The organism is Halomonas sp. WWR20 (assembly GCF_054602495.1).
In genome coordinates, this window is sequence record NZ_JBTRHR010000002.1 from 298,514 (window position 1) to 319,858 (window position 21,345).

A 21,345-nucleotide genomic window follows, 5' to 3' on the forward strand; every position below is an offset into this window, starting at 1 on the left:
GATCAGGGACATGAACCATGATGCCGGGAGGCTCCCACCAGACGGCGCTCACGTAGTGCCGCCCCTCCCCAGCCCACGGCATAAATCACGCCAACTGCGGCGAGTATCAGAATGGCACCATGCAAGTCTCCGGCGATGCCGGCCGCCAACCCCACGATCAGCGGGCTGACAAACTGACCGATGTAGAGAAACCCGGTGAAGAAGCCCATCCCCCGTCCGCGGATCTTTGGCGTGAGGGCATTCATCACCGGCGCCATGGCATTGGGCACCAGCAGGCCGGCGCCGATGCCATGCACGGTGATGGCGAGCATGACGGTGGAATAACGCTGCGGCTCGACCAGCCCCACCAGGCCGATGGCCAGCAGTATCAGCAGCAGCACATTACAGCCGCGTGAGCCTAACGTGCGCCGCGCCCAGGGCCACAACAGAGCACCCAGGAGTGTGGCCAGCAGCCCCAGGCCCGTCGCCAGGCCGATCAGGGTGCTCGACGTCACACCCAGTCCGACCAGGATCACCGGGGCCTGGATGGGAACGACGAAACTCAGCACCATGCCCAGGCCGATGAGCAGATACCCGGCGACCAGCGTGCCCACGGCCACCTTGTCTTCGCCCTGCTCATGGTCGTGTGCCTCCTGGCGCTCGACGGATGGCTCCCATAGCACGCGGGCCATGAACGGTACCAATGCCAGCGGCAACAGGTAGAGATAGAAAGGAGCTCGCCAGGACGACTCCCCCAGCATGCCCCCGATCACGAAGAACGCGGCGCCGACCAGGCCAATGGTCACCACCTGGCGATTGACGTAACGCATGCGCTGCTCGCCACGCCAGTAGTCGGCAATCAGCGTCGAACAGCCGGTCATGATCATCGCCTCGGCGACGCCGAACAGCAGCCGCACGCCGACGATCCCCATCAGGGAATCGAGTTGCGCCGGCAGGGCGCCCAGCACGCTGTACAGCAGGGTCGCCACGATCAGCATGGGCTTGCGACCGAAGCGATCGGCCAGCCAACCGGCCAGCGGCGCGAAGAGCGCAATGGCCAACGCCGGCCCGGTGATGGCCAGCGGCACCCAGAGTTCGGCATGTGGATTGCCTGGTGCGAACTCCGCCATCATCTTGGGCAACACCGAGGTCACCATCACCGAGCCGACGATGGTCAGGCTGCTGCCCAGCAGCAACACGGCGCCTTCGCGCGCCCCGGCCTGTCTGTCTACGATTGTCGTTGTCATGGTCTAGCCCCTAGAAGCTGTAGGCGACGCGAAGCGCGAGGTTGTAGCCTTCGGTGCGGTTCTCGGCAGCAAATTCCTTGTAGGCGTGAACCCAGAAGGCCGGCTTGCCGGGCGCGAGGTAGCTGAGCGCCGGGCCTGCGGCCCAGACCTTGGCCCGATTGCCGTTACCGTCGGCCAGCGTGGGGCTATCGTCGTCGGTCAGCTGGCCGTAGTAGTAGCCGGCTAGGCCGGCCGTCCAGGCACCGAAATGCTGGCCGAGCGCAAACTCATTGCGATACTCGATCCCGTTGCGGTAATCCGTGTCGTGATTACGGGTATTGACGTCCAACTGCGACAGCGTCGAGACCTCGAAACCACTGGGCGTGATGTAGCTGATGCCGACGATCGGCGAGAAGGCCCAATGATTGAGCCCTGGATTGACCAGCCGATCCTCGTCGTAGTCGCCGGTCGGTGCCTGTATCTGGAGTTGCGCGGTGATTCCCATCCCGGGGGCGGGTTGCCAGCCCAGCATCACGGGAAGCAGTTGGAGATCGGCCTGGGCGAGGACATCGGCATCGTCCTCGAATACCGTCCTGCCGCCGACGTTGACGTCCAGCGAGGCATTCATATCGAAGAACGGCGCCACGCCGCCGAAGCCGTAGCGCGCGCCCAGCAACCGTTTGTCCGTCATGTGGATATAGGCGATACCGAGGGACAAGACATCGAGGGACAAATCGTTATCGGAAGACGACCCATCGGCGGTCTTCAGATCATCGGTGGAATAATAGGCCGTGCGCAGCCCGAAGGTGCCGTGTGGCGTCGAGGGCGGCAGGAAGCCGGAACCGAAATCGTAAGTGCCCATGGCGGTGGTGGGTGAGCCACCCTCGGTGGCCAGGGCCGGAGTCGTACAGGCGATGCCGGTCAGCGCCAGGCATGTCGCGAGGTTCTTGTTCATTGTGCACCTTATCGTTGTGATTATTGTGCACAAGCTTATGACCCTACGATAAAGGAGCGTTATCCAGAATCGGCACGATTTTTCTGGGAGCGGTGCAACGTCTCCGAGGGCCTTTCGCCGAATAGCCTTCGATATTCCACGGAGAAACGCCCCAAGTGCAGGAACCCCCAGCGGGCCGCTTCATTCTGGATCTGCGTTGCATCATCACCATGCAACAAGGAGCGATGAACGGCATTGAGCCGAAATAACCTGATATACGTCACAGGGCTGATCCCCAGACACTCCTGAAAGCAATATTGCAACTTGCGTCGACTCACTCCGATCTGGTGGCATAAAGAGAGAATGGATACTGGTTCACTGTCGTGCGCGGCAATCACCTCACGCGCCCGGTCCACGACGCGCTTTCGCGCAGAAGGGGCCACCTTTTCGGCAACCCCTCGCTCCAACTCGTCCAGTAATTGGTTTAAAAGGGCGTCGCGTAATTCACGACGCACCGCCGGAAAGACATGGGATGTCAGAGATCGACAAGAGAGTTCAAAGAGCCGCGCCAGCCCCCGCTGGCCGATAGTGGCCGGAATATAGCAGGGTTTTGATAGGGAGCGGTCGATGTCTGCATTCGGGCCGTCCAACAATCCCGCCAGATAATGGGCATCCACGTTCAGGCAGAGCAGCTCCAGACCGGCCGGCACCTTGATCTCCGGCAACTCCCCGCCCCGCACGGCCAATATGCCGGGAGTAGGATAGGTCTTGCCCTGACAAATGAGAGGTGAACTTGGTAAAGAAAGCGGAATATTGAAACTGATCGAGGCGTTTTCGAGCTCACCTTTCTTGAGAACCGACTGGCTGATCCTTTCCCTGATGACCTTTAGCCCTTCCAGCTCGAAGCAGATTATCTCCCCTTTGAATTGTCCTGCGCTCATTTGCAGGAACTGCAGCTTCCAGTCCTTAAGAGCTTTGATATGCTGTTCGACATTTTTTGTACTGCTGCGGTAAATCTCCGGTAATTTACTTTCACTCGTACAGGCATGGTTTTTATTGTTCATGGCGAAAACCCTCTACGGGAAAAAGCGATAGTAGCCAGGTAATTCCATTATGATTCGGCGCTTTCCCGATACAACGACTCCCAACCGTATAGGTACTTACTGCCCTTCAACAGTATGCTTGTCGTATAGCGGCCAGAAACGGCCCCCAGTGATCACACCCAATGAATAAGCTTATTATTGTATGCCGCATAAATGTCTGTACTTGCCTTTCCGATGCCAGGGCAAGCGTGAATGACCGTTCACGCTGCCCATAGCCAGGTTTACTTGATCAATAAGCGATGCACACCGACTTCAGCTCGGTGCAGGCTTCGATGGCCTCGAAACCAAACTCGCGTCCCAGCCCAGACTGCTTGAAGCCGCCAAACGGCAGGTGGCTATCCAGAGTAACGTGAGTATTGACCCAGACGGTGCCTGCATCGATTTGGGGGATCAACCGCATGGCCAATGTCAGGTTGTTCGTCCATAGGCTGGCGGCCAAGCCCAGGTCACTGTCGTTGACCAGATCAATAGCCTCATCGACGTCATCGAATGGCAAGACTGACAGCACAGGGCCGAAAATCTCTTCGCGGGCCACCGTCATATCGTGTGTCACATCGGCCAAGATAGTGGGCGAGACATAATAGCCAGCGGAGTCCGGCACCACAGCTCCCTCAAGCACCCGCGCCCCTTCCTGCCTTGCCGTCTTCAGGTAGGATTCGATACTTTCCTTGTGCCTCAGGGACACCACGGGGTTCAGCTGGGCTTCCGGGTCCAGGCCCGGGCCAAGACGCATGCCTTTAACCGCAGCATGCAGGCGCTCACAGAAAGCATCATAAATACTGCGATGCACATAAAACCTCGAAGCTGCCGCACACACTTGTCCCTGGTTCAGCAGCCCTGCCATCAAGGCGCCCTCTACCGCGTTGTCCAGGTCGGCATCTTCCAGCACGAGCATCGGGTTCTTGCCGCCCAGCTCGAGTGAGAAGCGAGCCATGTGGTCGACAGCAGCATGGCCGATCTGTTTGCCGATAGCGGTACTGCCCGTGAAAGTGACTTTTTTCACATCGGGGTGACTAGCCAGACGTGAGCCGGCCGTACGACCTGCGCCCACCACCACGTTAACGACCCCCTCCGGCACACCCGCCTCCATGGCAAGCTCAACGATGCGCAGCACGCTCAGTGGAGTTTCCGTTGCTGGCTTGACGACAACCGAACACCCTGCAGCCAACGCGGGCATCAGCTTCCACAAGGCAATCATCATGGGGAAGTTCCAAGGCACGATACCGACAACGACACCGACCGGCTGACGCTGAGTATAAGCGTGAAAGCTCGCCCCCACCGGTACGGCAATGGAAACATCCTTGGTAGCGCCTTCGATCTTGGTGGTCCAACCAGCCATATAGCGCATAAAATCGATGGAAAAGCCGACGTCGATCATACGCGTAATATTAATGGACTTGCCTTGGTTGAGCGTTTCTATCTGGGCCAGTTCTTCTGCATGCTTTTCGACAAGATCGGCGAAGCGAAGCAGAACCCTTTCTCGCTCGGCAGGGCTCTTGCCACGCCAAGCCTTGCTCTCGAACGTATCCTTGGCTGCTTGAACAGCTTCATCGACCAATGCTTCGCCCGCCAAGGCGACATGGTTTAGCACCTCCCCATTGGCAGGATTATAAACAGGGGAGTTTCGCTCTTTATTATCTGCGTATTTGCCATTAATAAATGTGCCACTTGCACGCTCAATAAAACTCCTGACTTCAGGTAGGAGTGATAACGTTTCGTTGCTCACACTACACCTCATGACATGTTGTTAGACCTTATTGTCAAGATACACCAAGCCAATGATCGGGCTTGATTCTGCATGCCAAGCAGATGCTTTTAAATGCCAATGTTGGAATTGGCCAAGCAACTCACGATACTTTAGTAGAACATCTATCCGCAGTTGTATTCATTACCATGGGTTTGGTAACAAACAACCCACCATATAAAACCAACTTTCAATTCAACAATAAACATGATCATATTGATTAACCAAAGCTACAGCAAGGCGGCACTAAACGAGTGTCTGAAGACACTGCCGGAACAGGGAGAAACCAAGGTCATTCGCTATGGGTGATGGCTGCAGTGCCATGAATGGATTCACAATGCCTGGCACTGCCCCGTTTCGGTGCGGATTTCAATGTGATACGCACTCTATGAAAGCAATGATTCAGGATGCTTATACGCGAGCGTGAAATGATCGACACGTGCCATCGAGTCATTTTAATGCATTCTTCTCAGAACAGTCGTACCGAGTGCCTGACCGGCACATGAGTGAAACGGCACCCGGCGCTGGCGTGGTTTTTGCATTTCAACACTCTATATTTGAAGCATGTGAGGCCGCCCATGGATATTGCGTTGCATCGTTGCACCGACGTGACCGAGCATGCCCTGCAGTTGCCTGGCTGGCAGCAGGAGTTCGATCAGATCGACGAGGGGCGTTTCTCTGGCGAAATCGTCGACATGAGCGAGCAGGGGTTACGGCTCTTTCGTGAAAGCGCCAACTTGGGAGTCTCGCAGTCAATGCACTTCCCGGAAGATCAGTGGCATCTGGTCATGCCGCTGAACTGGCCGAACAATCATCTTTTTCGCCCTGACGCCATGACGGTGCTGCCGCACTGCGAAGAGTTCTTGAGCACCGCACCGGCCGGTTACGACTTGCTGGTGATATCGATCGACCGTGACCGTCATCGCTGGCTTGAGCAGAATGATAGGCAAAGCCGTGTGCTTGCGATTGCGCCGGGCCTGTTCAAGATGGTCAAGCAACAATGGCAGGCATTAACCGAATACCTGCGAGACTTCGATGGGGAGGTCTCGGCGAGTATCCAGCAGGCCATGCTGAGCCAACTCAAGGATGGCATCGACTTGCTGCTGGAGTCGCCGTCGCGCGAAGTGATGCGCGATGACAGTGGCAACTACCGTACCCGACGCTACATCGTGGATCGCTGCCATGCGCTGACCAAAGCACAGCCGGACGCTCCCCCTTCAATGATGACGCTTTGTCGCCGACTCAAGATCTCGCGGCGTACTCTTCAGTACAGCTTTCAGGCCGAGACGGGGCAATCTCCGGTGCATTATCTCAGGGCGCTACGCCTCAATGCGGTAAGGCGCAGTCTGCTGCGAGATCCGACTCTTCGCCTGGCTGATGCAGCCGCACAGCAAGGCTTTTTCCATCAGAGCTATTTCAGCCGCGAATACCGTCGCCTGTTTCATGAGTTGCCTTCTGCCACCCGACAGAACATCCGGGAGCCATGAAGGCGCGCTTCAATCCACCGTTTCAGAAGCGATCGAACCTATAAGGGCCAGGATCGATAATCGGCTCCGAGCCAGAAACAAGGTCCGCCGCCAGTTGGCCGGCTGCGGGTGACGTGCCGAAGCCGTGCCCCGAAAAGCCCGAAGCGATGGTCAAGCCAGGCACTTGGTGCACGGGCCCGATAACCGGGTTCGAGTCTGGCGTGATATCGATCATCCCGGCCCAGGTTTCCTCGACCATGGCCTGCTCGAACGCGGGCCAGGCAGCCTTGAGATTGTCGAGCGCCTCGTTGTTCAGAGCTTGGTTGGCTACGGGATCCATCGTCCGGATGCGCTCGAAGGGCGAGCGCTTTGTTCCTTTCCAGCGCCTGGGCAGGGCCAGATCCTCGAGGAAGTGCTTGCCCAGTCCAATTCGCAAGACGTCGCGCTGTCCGCGTAATGCGCCCAGATAGCGCGTGCCGACCTTTAGATGATCCAGGGTCAGAGGCGCGTCGAGCGCTCCCCGCTGCGTAACGATGAAGCCACCATCCTTGTGCTTGCGGAAGGAGAAATCAGGCGCTCCCACCGCGATATCCGTGGGCCCCTCCATCGGCCTGGTTCTGAGTACCGAGCTGATCAAAGGCAAGGTTGGCAGCGAGATGCCGAGATTGCCGAGAAACCGCCTTGACCAGAGCCCACCGGCGAGCAGCACCTGATCGCAGCGTATTTCCCCTTTCTCGGTCACCACACCATCGACCTCGCCGCCCGACATCGACAACGTGCGTACCGCGCAATGCTCGACGATCACAGCACCTTTCGCCATGGCTGCCTTGGCAATGGCGCTGGAGGCCAGGGAGGGCTCCGCACGCCCATCGGAAGGGGTGTAAATACCACCTTCCCAATTTTCCCGATTCCCTGGGACTAGTTCATCGATCTCGCGTGGGCTGAGCAAGCGAGAATCGAGCGACAGCGCATCGACAGATTTCAGCCAGTTCTCATATAGCGCCATTTGCGCCCGGGTCCGAGCGACGAACATGATTCCCGATTGTCGGTAACCCACATCACTGCCTACGCGCTCGGGCATTTGAGCCCAGAGCCGGTCGGCCGCCTGCGCCAGGGGGATATCGTCGCCATGTCGGCTGGTCTTTCGTATCCATCCCAGATTGCGCGAGGATTGCTCCCCCGCGATGCGCCCCTTTTCCAGCAACACGACAGGAATGTTGCGCTCCGACAGCGTCAATGCCGCCGTCAGGCCAATGATGCCACCACCGATGATCACTACCGTGGTCGAGGCGGGAAACTCGCTGGACGTTTGAACGGGCGCTATTGTCGGTGCCATGGGAGAGAGTCCTGAAGGAATCGGGGTATCGACGAAATGGATGCCACCGGCCCTGCAGGCCGGTCGCACAGGAAGTGGCGCGCGGGTCGCCTTACTGGGCGGAGGTATCGATCAGCTCCACGTTGGCGCTGCCGGCGCCGCGATAAGCGGTCACTTCCAGCTCTACCTTATAGACCTCGGAGCCCAGCGGCGGGCAGGTTACAGTGATTGACGGATCGACGCCGCGCATCTTCTGGCCGAAGAGGGTCATGACGGTTTCGGTATCGGCCGGGTCCTGGATAAAGATCTTCACGTTCACGATGTCGGACAGACCGCTGTCCACTGTGCCAAGTGCGCCTTCGATGTTGGCAAAGACCTGCAGCAGTTGCTCACTCACGTCCTCGGGGATTTCCTTGGTATCTGGGTTGCGGCCGGCGGTATTGGACACGAGGATCCAGTTGTCGACGGCCACCAGGCGCGAGTAACTCGCGTGCTCTTCGAATTTCGAACCGGTTTTGACTTTGACGATCTTGGCCATGATGTCCATCCAATAGGTTGAGGTGCGATTGAATCTAGCCCGCTTGTTACGCCGACAGGTCGTACGAGAGCGGCGCTATCAACACAGGACTGGGCTTTCCCAGAGGTTGAGCTTGACGCCAATGCCTTTTTCGAGAGCGTTGCGGTAGACCACGGTCGCCCAGGCCACGTCTTCGACCGGCATGCCACCGACCGACATGATGATGATTTCCTCGTCACTCTGGCGGCCTGGTGCCTCTCCTGACGTGATCCGACCCAGATCCTCCAGCTGCTCCAGAGAGAGCGTGCCTTCGGCGACCATGTCCATGAAGCGCACGCCGATCACCGGAATGTATTTATGCGCGGGTTTGGGGACTTCCTCGTACCAGGCCTGATACAGACCCGTGTTATCGAGCACCTTGCGCACCTCAGGCTGCTCCATGCCTTCATCCAGGTTGCAAAGTGCCGGCATGGACAAGAAGGCACCGGGTTTGACCCATTCCCGCTTGACGATGGGATAAGCCGAGGGATCGCCGACTTCACCCGAGTTGCAATAGGTGACGATGTCGGAATCCCGCACCACCTCTTCCAGACTTTCGACGAGCTGAATGTTGGTGATCTGCGGGTAGGTCTCTTTCACCCAGGCAATGAACTTATCGAGGCTCTGCTGTCCGCGTCCTTTCACCTTGATCGTGTCGATGTGAGGACACACGGCCATGAAGGCTGACACCGAGGTTCTACCCATCACACCCGGGCCCACAAGGCCGATGACCTTGGCGTCCTTGCGCGCCAGATGACGGGCCCCGACCCCGGGTACGGCACCGGTACGATACGCTGAAAGCAGGTTGGCCGACATGTACGCCAAAGGCGCGCCCGTATCGGCATCACTCAGCGTGAACATCAGGATGGAACGAGGCAGCCCTTTCTCTTTGTTGGCAATATTGGAGCCATACCACTTGACGCCCGCCGTACAGAAACTGCCGCCCAGATAGGCGGGCATTGCCATCATGCGGCGGTCGGCAGTCGGCTTGGGCATGTTGGGAAAGGGCGAGTCTTCCGGAAACATGATCATGGCCCCATGAGAATCGTTGTTGGGGCCGGCCATGCGATAGTCGCCTTGGTATAACAGGTTGAACACCTCTTCCATGGTATCCACGCAGGCCTGCATGTCGGTCACTCCGGCACGCACCATGTCAGGCTCGGAAAGATAGATGAAGTCGATCTTGGTGTTGTCTATCATCGTCTTGTCTCGATTTGCTTTTATGCTTTATAAAGAAATGTCTGGATCAAATGCTGATACGTTCGGAACGAGCGAAATTATCTAGAAGCGTTTGTCTTTCCCCTCAGGGATCGCGTATCGATACCGCAGGGGCCCTCTCTCATACTCGTAACGTTATATATCCCCTTGTCCAGTCACTTTGTGGTTACTGTGGTGAGCATTAGTTTTCCACTTTCAAGCAATAAAGTGTGACGTGCCAACCTGAGCCAGGGTTAGCACAAATCGGCAATTCCGAAGTTAGCTGATATCCAGGGAGGACATGATCTATTCTTGGAGCTGGCACTCGGCTAGAGTATCCTCATAAATATTAAAATATTAACAAAAACGGAATTTCACGGAGGTTCCATGCTTTCCGCGAATGCAACGACACTTTCTTTCGATGCCTGGCTCAACGCACTGCGCGAGGTGTGCGGCAGTTTCGATTCCATGCCACTGCATCGACAGGGTTTTCGGGGTAGTGTCTCAAAGCGCTATGTTGGGGGTATCGAGATCGCCAACATCACCACTAACGTTGAACGTATAGTGCGCCGACACCCTCACAGCAGCGACGAAGATAGCCACTGCTTCTTGATTGTGCAGAAGCAGGGGCGGGCCGCCCTGAAGCAAAACGGCGGCCTGATCGAAATGCGGCCAGGAGAGATGGCTTTGCTGGACTCCGCCGAGGCATGCGAAATCCTGCCCCACGGCCTGATCGAGCACGACTCGCTCCATTTACCGCGCAGCGAAGTCACCCGGCGCTTTGACCATCGGCCGGTGCCCTTCATGAAAATCATTGCCGATTGCGCCAGCGGCCAGATCATGCAGCTCATCCTGAGTCGAATAGTGACGGGGCAACTGGTCCCCGCCAGCGAGGAGAACAGCGGAATCTGCGATTCGCTGATCGCACTGCTGCCCGCCATTCATCAGCATCAGGCATCGACGGCACCGCTGCTGGACCAGGCCGGCAACATGCTCTATCTATGCATACAGCAGTTCATCGATCAGCATCTGCATGAAGACGACCTCGGGCCGTCACTGTTGGCGGCGCAGTTCCACGTGTCCATCCGTCAGCTCTACCGCCTCTTCGAGCAGCATAATGAAACCATCTGCCGTTATGTGCAGCGCAGACGGCTCGAGCGCTGCGCAGAGGAGCTTGCCAGCCCGGCGCTCGCGGGTCGGACAATCACTGAGATTGCCTACAAATGGGGCTTTACCGACTCGGCACACTTCAGCCGCTCGTTCAAGCGCGAATTCGACAGTTCACCACGGGACTTTCGTCGTTCGCGGCTGGTGGACGCTGCCTGACGAGCAAACGCCAGACGGGTGCTGAAGAGCGCCTCGAGGACCGGACGGTACCAGACAGGCAAAACAGTACCGCACCAAGGAAGGCGGAAGGCTTGCGACAAGCCTGTGCACCTTCGAAGCTCACCAGTCCAGCACTGTGACGCGTGCCTCACCCTGCCGGCCCTATGACTTGGCTGTCGGGCTTCAGAAGTTGAAGCCGACCAGTAGCTGACTGTAGTAGTTGGTATCGCTGTTGCCCAGTTGGATTCCACCACTACTGGCGGAAGCATCGGGATTGTAGCGCCCCAGCAACGGCATGACCCACCAGTGCTCGCTCGGGGCCCAGAGGGCATAGAGGTCGACCTCGTTGCCGTCAGTGTTGGCGCCATCGTTCTGGGAAACCATGTGAAAGTCGAACAACATCGCTCCAAGGCTCAAACTCTTCGTCGGTGCCAGCGTCAGGTTGATCTGCTGGACCCGAGTGTTGGTATTGAAAGGCCCGGCGTAGTTGGCCGCGACCTCGCCCTGGAACCAGGTGCCTAGCGCGCGTCCGTTACCGTAGAACAACGGATCGTACTGCTCGGAGAAGCGGCTGAAGCGGTAACTGACGCCGGGCGACCAGGGCCGTTCGGCAAACGTCCAGCCCGCTTCCAGATACCAGGCATTTTCATGGTCATCACTGCCGGTTTCCTGCCACGCGTACTGGCCGGCGAGAAACAGGTTCTCGATGCCGGCGTTGCCTTGGGCGCGTAGGCTATAGACACGGGAATCTTCCCGGTCGGGATAGAGAAAGGCGTAATCGTCATCGACATCGAGCACGTCGATGTAGGTTGCCCCGAGCGTTCCTGCATCGGAGACGTGCTCCAAGGTTGCGACGCTCAGCTCCGCCTTCGCCTGAGCGGGATTATCCGAGTCGAGCCACATCAGATCGCCCCGCCATCCTCGCTCGCCGCCGAGGCGCAGCACCGCGGTGTTCTCGAAAGACTGGCGCGCCGCCAGATAGTAGGCACCGCCACGATCGAGATCGCCGCCCAGAATGCCATCGCCGAAATTGAGCGAGTCACCGGAGATTATAAAGCCGTCGCCCACCTGAACGCGCTGACGCCCCACGGAGAAATCGAGTCCATCCTGCCCCAGCGCCGGAATCAGAGCGCCGGACTTCCAGCCGATATAGAGGTTCTCGAGATGCGTGCGCCGCTCATCGCCGGTGGTGAAACCGGCGGCGTCTCCCTGGCCGAACGTTCCGCTCGAGACCCAGGCCACGTTGGCGTAGAGCAAGCTTCCGTCACCGCCCAGCACATGCGAGGCATCGAGCCCATACTTGGCGAAGCCCTCCTGCCAGTCACGCCCCCCCGGCTCGGCAGTCTCCGATTGCGCATAGCCGTCCTGACTGTGAAAGACGCCCACGATGCCCTCGATATTGGCATCGAGTCGGGTCGTGTCGTTGCTGAAGACTTCGGCGGCTCGCACATCTTCGGGAAGAAAAAGCGTGACACCGGTGGCAACGGCAAACGTCGGCAGTGCAAACGTGGCCCACGAAAATGGTGATCTTAAGAAGGTGGGCATTACCAAAGAGTCGCGTACGTTCATGCAGATAATTCCCTTGTTGTTGTTACGCTCTCCACGTCGATCATTCCGAGAGCATTCAGCGCAAGATTACCGGGCCACGGGGCGACGCTCTTGTACCGGAATGACGAAAACCTGGACGGGCGTGCCTGACCGGCGCTGTTCCAGAGGGCCCGCTTGCAAATAAAAAAACCGGCGTAATCGCCGGTTTCGTCATCGCAAGGAGGAATGTGCTATCGCGATCTCAAAGCCATACCAGCGACAGCGCCGGCACGAACACCACGATGGCGATACGCACCATGTCCGCGCCGATGAACGGCAGGATGCCGCGGCTGACGGTAGCAAGCGAAGTGCCGTGGCTGTATTTCTGCACGATGAAGAGGTTCATGCCCATGGGCGGCGTGATCAGGCCGATCTCCACCACCATCAGCGCGACGATGCCGAACCAGATCGACTTGGCGGTGGCGTCGAGCCCGAACAGATCGAGTTCGAGGATGATCGGATAGAAGATCGGGATGGTGAGCAGGATCATCGACAGCGAATCCATTACGCAGCCCAGCAGCAGATAGATCAGCAGGATGATCAGCAGCACCGTCAACGGCGCCAGGCCACTGCCCATGATCCATTCCGCCAGCGCCGTCGGCAGTTGCCCCAACGCCAGTCCGCTGTTCAGCAGATCGGCGCCGATCACCACCAGGTAGATCATGGCGGTCGCCTCCGCCGTGCCCGCCAGACTTCGGTAGACGCCTTGCCAGCGCATGCCGCCGCGCCAGACGGCGTAGAGCCCACAAGCGGCGGCGCCGATCGAGGCGGCCTCGGTCAGGTTGGCCCAGCCGCCGTAGAGACCGAAGATGACGACGGCGAAGATCACCAGTATCGGCGCGATATCGCCCAGGCTCGCCAGCCGCTCGGCCCAACCATGGCGTGGTGCCCGCTCGACGTCGCGCATGGTCCTCGTCGCCACGATGCGAATCACCACCAGATAGCCTGCCACCGCCAGAAGCCCCGGCAGGATCGCCGCCATGAACAGCGCGGCGATCGACTCCTGGGTCAGCACGGCGTAGACGATCAGCGGTACCGAGGGTGGAATCAGAATCCCCAAGGTCCCCGCCGCGGCGATCGTGCCCGTGGCCAGGCGCTTACCGTAGTGGTAACGCTCCAGTTCCGGCAGGGCCACCTGACTCATGGTGGTAGCCGTGGCCAGCGAGGAGCCACAGATGGCGCCGAAACCGGCACAGGCACCCGCCGCCGACATCGCCAATCCGCCCCGCCAGTGGCCGATCCAGCTGGCACTGGCGCGAAACAGCGACGCGGAGAGTCCCCCGTGAATCGCGAACTGCCCCATCAGCACGAAAATGGGTATGACCGCCAGGTCGTAGCTCGAGAAACGGGCGTAAACGAGGTTATTGAGAGTGAACAGCAGCGCGCCGGTGTCGCCGTCGTTGACCAGCCAGTAGCAGAGCGCGCCCGCCAGCAACATGGCAACCCCCACGTGCCAGCGCCATCCCAGCATCACCAGCAGGGCACCGAGCGCGATGGCGCCCACCTCGAGACCGCCGATCATGGGCTCTCTCCTTCCGAAGTGGCGGGCGCCTCACCCTGCGTCAACCGGCGGAGACTTTGATAGAACGCGCAGACCCCGAGCAGCGCGATTCCCGGCAGCATCGCGGCCTGAGGTATCCATTGTGGTATGCCCAGTTGAACGCTCTGGGCGTTGTAGACCAGACTATCGGCCGCCATCAACGCCGTTCGCCACACCAATAGCGCGCTGACCAGTGCCAGCATCAGATGGGAAATGAACAGTAACGCCCGATTGAGTCCGGCCGGGAACAGCGTGGCAACGATATCGACGCGGATATGGCGATCGTTGATCTCGCAGAGTGGCAGAAAACAGGCCACGGCAACCGCGACCAGCATCTGCAGCAGCTCGATGTCTCCCGTGATCGGCGCGGACCAGAGCCTGCGACCGAGCATCGAGATCAGTGACATCCCGATCGCCGTCAGCAGCAGACCCCCTCCGACCATGGCCAGCGCCATTGCCGAGCGTTTCAACACGACACCCGTCATGAAGGCCTCCGTGCGCCTTCGCGCCATTCGATGGATGCAGTCATCGATTCAGTCCGCTTGGCGCAATTCGGGGGCGTGCTCGTCGACGACCGACTCGAGCGTCTCGACCAGTGCGCCGCGATCGATACCGCCGTCGTTGGAAGCGATCCAATCGTCGACGATGCCGCGGGTCGCGTCGCGCATGTCGTCATAGGCGGCGGCGTCGAGCGTGATCACCGTCTGATCGGGGTCGCCTTCCACCTGTGCCTTGACCTTGGCGATCGCCTCGTCCCAGGCCTCGCCAAAACGAGCCGACAGCGTCTCTCCGCTCAGCGAATCGAGCACCTGACGTGCCTTCTCGGGCAACCGGTCATAGCTGCGCTTGTTCATCAGCAGTGCCAGCACCGTCACCGTCGGTGTCGCCTGATCGGCCGCCGTCTCGGTATGATAGTGGGTCACCTCGTCAAGCTTGGTGGGCGGCACGACCTCCCAGGCGGCCGCGGCGCCATCGATGACGCCCTTGGCCAGCGTGTCGGCGATCTGGGCCGGCGGCATGCTCACCGCCGAGGCGCCGAGCGTGTCGATCAAATTCGAGGCCATGCGCGTGGACGCGCGCAGTCGCAGCCCCTGCATATCGGCACGCTCGTGGATCGGGGTTTCCCGGGTATGGAAGACGCTACCGCCATCGCTATGCACGGCGAGCACCTTGTAGTCGGCAAAATCCGCCGCGGCGGAATCCTGCGAGAACTCCCAGGCGATACGGCTGGCCTCGACGCCGCCGGCAGGCAGCATGAAGGGCAGTTCCAGCGCCTCGCTGCGCGGAAAGCGGCCCGCCGAATAGCCCAGCGCCGTCCAGGCGATATCGACGACACCGTTGCGCACCATGTCGGCGAGCTGCGCCGGGGTGCCGCCCAACTGCATGGACGGGTATATCTGGCAGCGCAGTTCCCCCTCGGATTGCGTTTCGAGATCCTCGCACCAGGGCTCGATGACGTGCTGCTGGGCGTTGGACATCGCCGGCAGGAAATGCGAGATGCGCAGGGTGGTCGCCGCCTGCGCCGTATTGACGAGCGCCGTGGCGAACAAGGTGAAGAGTATCGGCGGCAGACAGGACCGACGCGATTTTATGTGGAATCTTCTCATGACACTCTCCATCACTGGATAAACGGGAACAAGGTCATTCTCCACTTTGTTAATAAATTAACGATTAGACTTTAGATAAAGAACGACGCAGGCGAAATATCAAGCTCGCCGCCCCTCCCAACAGGAAGCCGAATAGAGGCGATAAAAAGCGCTGCCGGGGATTTACCGGCAACTCGCCCGCGCGATTTCAATTTTGAGAGGATGCCGGATCCAGAATCAGTCGAAAGAAGTCGCCCAGTTCGTCGGTCGCCGATAGCGGCAGGACATGGGCCACATACTGGTCGGGACGCACCACGACAACGACACCGCGGCGGTCGATGCCTCGCGCCTCGAAAATATCCTCATCGGGCAGAATGCCGAACACATTTTCATAGTCGATGAGCTCGAACGGTCCCACGCGCGGCTTGAACACTTCGGGCACGCGAGCGATGTCGACCTCCTCGTGGTTCTGTTGGTAGATCACCTTGGTATCGAACCAAGCATTGAGATCATGCGCCTTGGGGGGGGCCTGCAGCGGTGAATCCGGCGCCGTCGACAACCAGTTGGCGAGTTTATCGACTGTCGGTGACTCGCCAGCCCTCGCCGAGTCGGCAAAGACATAGAGGCGCCAGCGCCCGTCGGCGCTCGCCAGATGACCGAGATGTAGCGGATTGCCGTCGCAAACGCGCGAGACCCTGGACGACTTGAAACGCCTGCCGATCGGGAAACCGGTCGCGAGCGCCTGATGCCTCGCTTCGGCGGTAATGAGCGACGGCCCATATTCGGTCATGAACCCGGCCGGAAACTCGATGGTCCGCGTATAGAAGTCCTCGAGCTCGGACGGGTCCTCGAACTCCTCGGGGCGCTTGGCCATCAACGTCGACCATTGCTTGTCGAAGTCGATCAAATTCTTGGCGACGACCTGCCGCTCGGCCGAGTAGGTGGAGAGCAGACTCGCCGGACTGCGCCCCGACAACACATGGCCCAGCTTCCAGCCAAGGTTGAACCCGTCCTGCATCGACACGTTCATGCCCTGGCCGGCCTTGGCGCTGTGGGTATGACAGGCGTCGCCGGTGATGAACACATGCGGCAGCCGGCCTGACCCGGGTTCCTCGACGTCGTCGAAGCGATCGCTGAGGCGATGCCCCACCTCATAGACGCTATGCCAGGCGACGTTCCGCACGTCGATCGTGTAGGGATGCATGATCTCGTTCGCCTTGGCGATGATTCCCTCGATCGGCGTGTTGCGCACGGCACTGCTGCCTTCTGCCGGCACTTCGCCGAGATCCACGTACATGCGGAACAGGTAGCCCCCCTCGCGGGGAATAAGCAGAATGCTGCCACCCGAGCCTGATTGGATCGCGCACTTGGTGCGGATATCGGGAAAGTCGGTCACGGCCAGCACATCCATGACGCCCCAGGCATGGTTGGCCTGATCACCGGCGAGCGTACAACCGATGGAAGCGCGAACCTTACTGCGCGCCCCATCGCTGCCGACCACGTACTTGGCATGCACGGTGCACGTCTGCCTTTCCTGACTCCCCGAGGTGTGCCTGAGCGTGACGCGGACCGGATACTCTCCCTCATCGGCGATCTCGAGGTGTTCGAATTCGAAGCCGTAGTCGGGCCGCACGCGGGCCGGACCGTTGGCGGCCGCCTCGGCGAGATAGTCAAGCACCCGGGCCTGATTCACGATCAGGTGAGGGAACTCACTGATACCTGCGGGGTCGTCGGGCGTGCACGCCGTGCGCACGATATGGTCCGGCCTCGCCGGGTCAGGCTTCCAGAACGCCATCTCGGTAATACGGTACGCCTCGGCGGTGATGCGACCGGCGAACCCGAACGCCTGAAAGGTCTCGACGCTGCGTGCCTGAATGCCATCGGCCTGGCCGACCTCGAGCCGACCCGCACGCCGCTCGACGATGCGCGTGCTGACGCCGGGGAACTGGGCGAGCTGCGCCGCCGTGATCATGCCGGCAGGCCCGGAACCGACGATGAGCACATCGACCTTCTCGGGCAGCGTTTCGGAGCGGTCGAGACCCAGCCCGGCCGCGGGCTGAATGCGAGGATCCTGCGATACATAACCGTGGTGATGAAACTGCATGATCATTACCTCATTATCGTGCCGGCGACCCGGGCGCTCTCTACCGCGCGGTCATTAGTCGTCCGGTGGGGCAATTAGCGAGCCGCCATGGACCGCTTTTAGCATGTCGCTATGTGCATGAGGCTCGGGGCCGGTGTCGCCACCTGCAGCCAGCGGTCTCCGGCCCGAGCGGGTTAGCTTTTTTTCATGCTGATGAAACCCCAAGCACTTGAGGATGTGTTTTACAAAGACTTGATTGTACTTTTCGCAATCTCTCCCCCTACCTTGGTCGACTCCCCATTCCCACACCTAGAAAACTCATTAATCTATAAACAATATGAGTAATGACACGCCCCCAAAAGACACCCGGCTAGCATCATTTTTTCCATTGACGTCATTCAACCGGGATCTCGGACAAATCATTCGCAGGATGAAAAGTCCCTTGACAGACTGCGTCATGAAACTCATTAATATGTTAACTTAATGAGTGCTTTCTAGGCGCCCTCTCCGGCCGGAGGCACCCGCGCGATTATGTTGTCCGGCAGAGCCGCTTGCACAGCCTCGACGCCATACCAAGGAGAACGACATGCCACATTTACATATCGAGTATTCGCCTAACCTCGAGGGGCGTGTGGACATGGACGATGTCTGCCGGGCCGCCTGGAAGGCTATGAAAGATATCGAACTCTTCCCGCTCGCGGGCATTCGCGTGCGGGCCTTTGCCGCCGATCATTGCATCGTCGCCGACGATCATCCGGATAACGACTTCATCGCGATGACCCTCTCCGTCGGGGCCGGCCGTGAAACGGCGGCTCTCAAGGCAGCGGGAGATCGCATTTTCTCGGCGGTACGGGCGGCGCTGGTCACGCCGCTCTCCTCTCCCCACTTCGCGCTATCGCTGGAAATTCGCGAGATAGATGCCGAGCTGAGCTGGAAGGACACCCCGATTCATGCCCGTCTGTCGAAACGCTGAATCTTCCCACAGCCGATTTTCGATACCCCAAAAGGATTTTCCGATGAGTACCTTGAACGAGAACATTGCCCGCGCGCAGGAGTACATGAAGCGTTTCCGCGAGCAGGGCGTGATGAACCACATCAACGGTGAGTCGGTGCCCGCCGACTCGGGCAAGACCTTCGAATCCATATCGCCGATCGACCTCAAGCCACTGGCCAACGTTGCCCAGGGTGGCGCCAGCGACATCGATCGCGCCGTCAAAGCAGCCCAGGATGCCTTCAAGACCTGGAGCAAGACGCCGGGCAAGGAGCGCCGTACCATTTTGATCAAGGTGGCTGAAGCCATCGAGGCGCGCGCCGAGGAAATCGCCTTTACCGAGTGCATGGACACTGGCCAGGCGCTGCGCTTCATGTCCAAGGCCGCGATTCGCGGTGCGGCCAACTTCCGCTTCTTTGCCGACAAGGCGCCGAACGCCGAGGACGGCCAAGCCCTGCGCAACGATACCCAGATGAACGTCACCTCCAAGCGTCCACTGGGTCCGATCGCGGTCATTACGCCGTGGAACACGCCGTTCATGCTGTCGACCTGGAAAATCGCACCGGCGCTGGCAGCTGGCTGCACCGTGGTCCACAAGCCGGCCGAATTCTCACCGATGACCGCCAAGCTTCTCGTCGAGATCGCCGAGGAAGCTGGGCTGCCCAAGGGTGTACTGAATCTGGTCAACGGCTTTGGTGAAGATGCCGGCAGAACGCTGACCGAGCACCCCGGCATCAAGGCAATCGCCTTCGTCGGCGAGAGCCGCACCGGCCAGATGATCATGGCCCAGGCAGCGCCCACCCTGAAGCGTTTCCACTTCGAGCTGGGCGGCAAGAACCCGGTCATCGTCTTCGACGATGCCGATCTCGATCGCGCTGCAGACGCCGCCAGCTTCATGATCTATTCCCTCAACGGCGAGCGCTGCACCTCCTCCTCGCGTTTATTGGTGCAAGAATCCATCTACGAAGACTTCACCCGGCGTGTCGCCGAGGTCGCTGACAAGATCAAGGTCGGGCACCCACTGGACCCCGAGACCGTCGTCGGTCCGTTGGTCCATCCCGAGCACGAGAAAAAGGTCCTGTCCTATTTCGACAAGGCGCGTGCCGAGGGCGCCACCATCGCTGCCGGCGGCAAAAAATGCGGTGACGAAGGTTGCTATGTCCGGCCAACGTTATTTACGCAAGCCACCAACGATATGGCCATCGCTCAGGAAGAAATCTTCGGCCCGGTGCTGACCGCCATTTCTTTCAAGGACGAAGACGAAGCCCTGCGTATTGCCAACGACACCCAGTACGGGCTGTCCGCCTATCTCTGGACCAACGACCTCAATCGAGCCATGCGCATGACCGATGAGCTGGAAGCGGGCATGATGTGGATCAACTCCGAAAACGTGCGTCACCTGCCGGCGCCATTCGGCGGCGTCAAGGCGTCGGGCATCGGCCGCGACGGCGGCGACTGGTCCTTCGATTTCTACATGGAGACCGTCAACGTCTCCTTCCCGCGCAAGGTCCATCAAGTATCGAAGCTAGGTTGACATCCCTACCTCGCAAGGTGGCCAGCCTGCCACCTTGCCCGATGGCCCACGGAGATACCCCATGTCCATTCCTACGCCCAATCTCTACCCCGCTTTCAATATTCTGCGTCTGAGTCACGTCGTCTTCGGCGTCACGGACCTGGCCAAGAGCCGCCATTTCTACGTCGATACGCTCGGTCTGCAGGTCACCGACGAGGACGACCGGCGCATCTACCTGCGCGCAATGGAAGAGCGGGGGCACCACTGCCTGGTACTTGAGCAGAGCGACACCGCCGCCGTCCAGGCGCTGTCGTTCAAGGTCTTCGATGAGCAGGACCTGGACAAGGCTCACGACTGGTTCAAGGAGCAGGGGCATCCGGTCGAGTGGATCGAGCGACCCTATCAGGGGCGCACGCTGCGCACGGCCGACTGCTTCGACACCCCCATCGAGTTCTATTTCAAGATGGAGCGTCTGGAGCCTATCCATCAGAAATACGCGCTCTACCACGGCGTCAAGCCGCTGCGTATCGATCATTTCAACCTGTTCTCGGCCAGCGTCGACGAAGCGGTCGAGTTCTACAATCGCCTGGGGTTCCGAGTTACCGAATACACCGAGGACGAAGAAAGCGGCAAGCTGTGGGCAGCCTGGATGCATCGCAAGGGTGGCGTTCACGACATCGCGTTTACCAATGGGGAAGGCCCTCGCCTGCATCACACCGCCTTCTGGGTACCGACCCCGCTCAACATCATCGATCTTTGCGACTTGATGGCCACCACCGGCTACGTCGGCAATATCGAACGCGGCCCGGGGCGGCACGGCATCTCCAATGCCTTCTTCCTGTATATCCTCGACCCGGACGGCCATCGCATCGAGATCTACTGCTCCGACTACCAGACCGTCGATCCGGATCTCGAGCCGATCAAGTGGGACCTGAAGGATCCGCAGCGCCAGACCCTGTGGGGCGCACCGGCACCCCGCTCTTGGTTCGAACACGGCTCGACATTCGAGGGCGTCGAAACCCAAGCCTCGCAGTTGAAGGCCACGCCCATCGTCGCCCCCTAAGTTCTGTCTGAAAAGTCGACGAGCGATACTCAGGCAAGGCAAAAATTGGCGAAAGAGCGGAGTTTACAAGGGGTAAATGAGTATCTTGAGCCGATTTTTAACGCTGTATGAGTGAGCGCAGGCCTTTTTCAGACAG

Annotated in this window: 17 protein-coding genes; 5 read left to right on the forward strand and 12 right to left on the reverse strand. The window is 59.5% G+C overall.

Annotated features, from left to right (window positions below):
- Positions 1 to 2 precede the first annotated feature (2 nt).
- The 4 genes from ACW4DH_RS04700 to ACW4DH_RS04715 all read right to left on the reverse strand — a co-directional run bounded on the left by ACW4DH_RS04700 (position 3) and on the right by ACW4DH_RS04715 (position 4,968).
- On the reverse strand, positions 3 to 1,226 hold the full coding sequence (locus ACW4DH_RS04700; protein WP_459635204.1) for an MFS transporter: 1,224 nt from the start codon (positions 1,224 to 1,226) through the stop codon (positions 3 to 5).
- A 10-nt stretch (positions 1,227 to 1,236) separates the two neighbouring features.
- Entirely contained in the window at positions 1,237 to 2,160 is a 924-nt protein-coding gene (locus ACW4DH_RS04705; RefSeq protein ID WP_459635205.1) for a SphA family protein, read from the reverse strand.
- A 59-nt stretch (positions 2,161 to 2,219) separates the two neighbouring features.
- Positions 2,220 to 3,203 carry a helix-turn-helix domain-containing protein gene (locus ACW4DH_RS04710; protein WP_459635206.1) on the reverse strand — a complete coding sequence of 328 codons (984 nt, stop codon included), beginning with the start codon at positions 3,201 to 3,203 and terminating at the stop codon, positions 2,220 to 2,222.
- Positions 3,204 to 3,471: 268 nt separating this feature from the next.
- Complete coding sequence (locus ACW4DH_RS04715; RefSeq protein WP_459635207.1) at positions 3,472 to 4,968, reverse strand: aldehyde dehydrogenase family protein; 1,497 nt, start codon at positions 4,966 to 4,968, stop codon at positions 3,472 to 3,474.
- A 596-nt stretch (positions 4,969 to 5,564) separates the two neighbouring features.
- On the opposite strand from ACW4DH_RS04715, the gene ACW4DH_RS04720 reads away from it, so the two are divergent.
- Positions 5,565 to 6,473 carry a helix-turn-helix domain-containing protein gene (locus ACW4DH_RS04720; RefSeq protein WP_459635208.1) on the forward strand — a complete coding sequence of 303 codons (909 nt, stop codon included), beginning with the start codon at positions 5,565 to 5,567 and terminating at the stop codon, positions 6,471 to 6,473.
- A 22-nt stretch (positions 6,474 to 6,495) separates the two neighbouring features.
- On the opposite strand, the gene ACW4DH_RS04725 is transcribed toward ACW4DH_RS04720, so the two are convergent.
- From ACW4DH_RS04725 to ACW4DH_RS04735, 3 genes are all read right to left on the reverse strand, one after another.
- Positions 6,496 to 7,788 (reverse strand): NAD(P)/FAD-dependent oxidoreductase, encoded by a 1,293-nt coding sequence (locus ACW4DH_RS04725; protein WP_459635209.1) that lies wholly within the window; start codon positions 7,786 to 7,788, stop codon positions 6,496 to 6,498.
- A gap of 91 nt (positions 7,789 to 7,879) precedes the next feature.
- Positions 7,880 to 8,305 carry a Rid family hydrolase gene (locus tag ACW4DH_RS04730; protein WP_459635210.1) on the reverse strand — a complete coding sequence of 142 codons (426 nt, stop codon included), beginning with the start codon at positions 8,303 to 8,305 and terminating at the stop codon, positions 7,880 to 7,882.
- Positions 8,306 to 8,383: 78 nt separating this feature from the next.
- A complete protein-coding gene (locus ACW4DH_RS04735) occupies positions 8,384 to 9,523 on the reverse strand; it encodes a tyramine oxidase subunit B (protein ID WP_459635211.1) in 1,140 nt (379 codons plus the stop codon).
- Between the two features lie 384 nt (positions 9,524 to 9,907).
- On the opposite strand from ACW4DH_RS04735, the gene feaR reads away from it, so the two are divergent.
- A complete protein-coding gene (feaR, locus tag ACW4DH_RS04740) occupies positions 9,908 to 10,846 on the forward strand; it encodes a transcriptional regulator FeaR (protein WP_459635212.1) in 939 nt (312 codons plus the stop codon).
- Positions 10,847 to 11,029: 183 nt separating this feature from the next.
- Here feaR and ACW4DH_RS04745 read toward each other — a convergent pair whose 3' ends face one another.
- From ACW4DH_RS04745 to ACW4DH_RS04765, 5 genes are all read right to left on the reverse strand, one after another.
- The gene (locus ACW4DH_RS04745; protein WP_459635213.1) at positions 11,030 to 12,415 is read right to left on the reverse strand and encodes an alginate export family protein; all 1,386 of its coding nucleotides are present in this window, start codon (positions 12,413 to 12,415) and stop codon (positions 11,030 to 11,032) included.
- Between the two features lie 220 nt (positions 12,416 to 12,635).
- Positions 12,636 to 13,955 (reverse strand): TRAP transporter large permease, encoded by a 1,320-nt coding sequence (locus tag ACW4DH_RS04750; RefSeq protein ID WP_459635214.1) that lies wholly within the window; start codon positions 13,953 to 13,955, stop codon positions 12,636 to 12,638.
- Positions 13,952 to 14,458 (reverse strand): TRAP transporter small permease, encoded by a 507-nt coding sequence (locus tag ACW4DH_RS04755; RefSeq protein ID WP_459635215.1) that lies wholly within the window; start codon positions 14,456 to 14,458, stop codon positions 13,952 to 13,954. Before ACW4DH_RS04755 ends, ACW4DH_RS04750 begins: the two co-directional genes overlap by 4 nt.
- Positions 14,459 to 14,506: 48 nt before the next feature.
- Positions 14,507 to 15,580 carry a TRAP transporter substrate-binding protein gene (locus ACW4DH_RS04760; protein WP_459635216.1) on the reverse strand — a complete coding sequence of 358 codons (1,074 nt, stop codon included), beginning with the start codon at positions 15,578 to 15,580 and terminating at the stop codon, positions 14,507 to 14,509.
- Between the two features lie 187 nt (positions 15,581 to 15,767).
- The gene (locus ACW4DH_RS04765; RefSeq protein ID WP_459635217.1) at positions 15,768 to 17,663 is read right to left on the reverse strand and encodes an FAD-binding monooxygenase; all 1,896 of its coding nucleotides are present in this window, start codon (positions 17,661 to 17,663) and stop codon (positions 15,768 to 15,770) included.
- 565 nt (positions 17,664 to 18,228) lie between these two features.
- Here ACW4DH_RS04765 and ACW4DH_RS04770 point away from each other — a divergent pair.
- The 3 genes from ACW4DH_RS04770 (at position 18,229) to hpaD (ending at position 21,209) form a co-directional block, all read left to right on the forward strand.
- Positions 18,229 to 18,615, forward strand: a complete 387-nt coding sequence (locus ACW4DH_RS04770; protein WP_459635218.1) for a hypothetical protein — start codon at positions 18,229 to 18,231, stop codon at positions 18,613 to 18,615.
- Between the two features lie 43 nt (positions 18,616 to 18,658).
- Positions 18,659 to 20,167, forward strand: a complete 1,509-nt coding sequence (gene hpaE / locus ACW4DH_RS04775) for a 5-carboxymethyl-2-hydroxymuconate semialdehyde dehydrogenase (RefSeq protein ID WP_459635219.1) — start codon at positions 18,659 to 18,661, stop codon at positions 20,165 to 20,167.
- Positions 20,168 to 20,228: 61 nt separating this feature from the next.
- A complete protein-coding gene (gene hpaD, locus ACW4DH_RS04780; RefSeq protein ID WP_459635220.1) occupies positions 20,229 to 21,209 on the forward strand; it encodes a 3,4-dihydroxyphenylacetate 2,3-dioxygenase in 981 nt (326 codons plus the stop codon).
- Positions 21,210 to 21,345 lie beyond the last annotated feature (136 nt).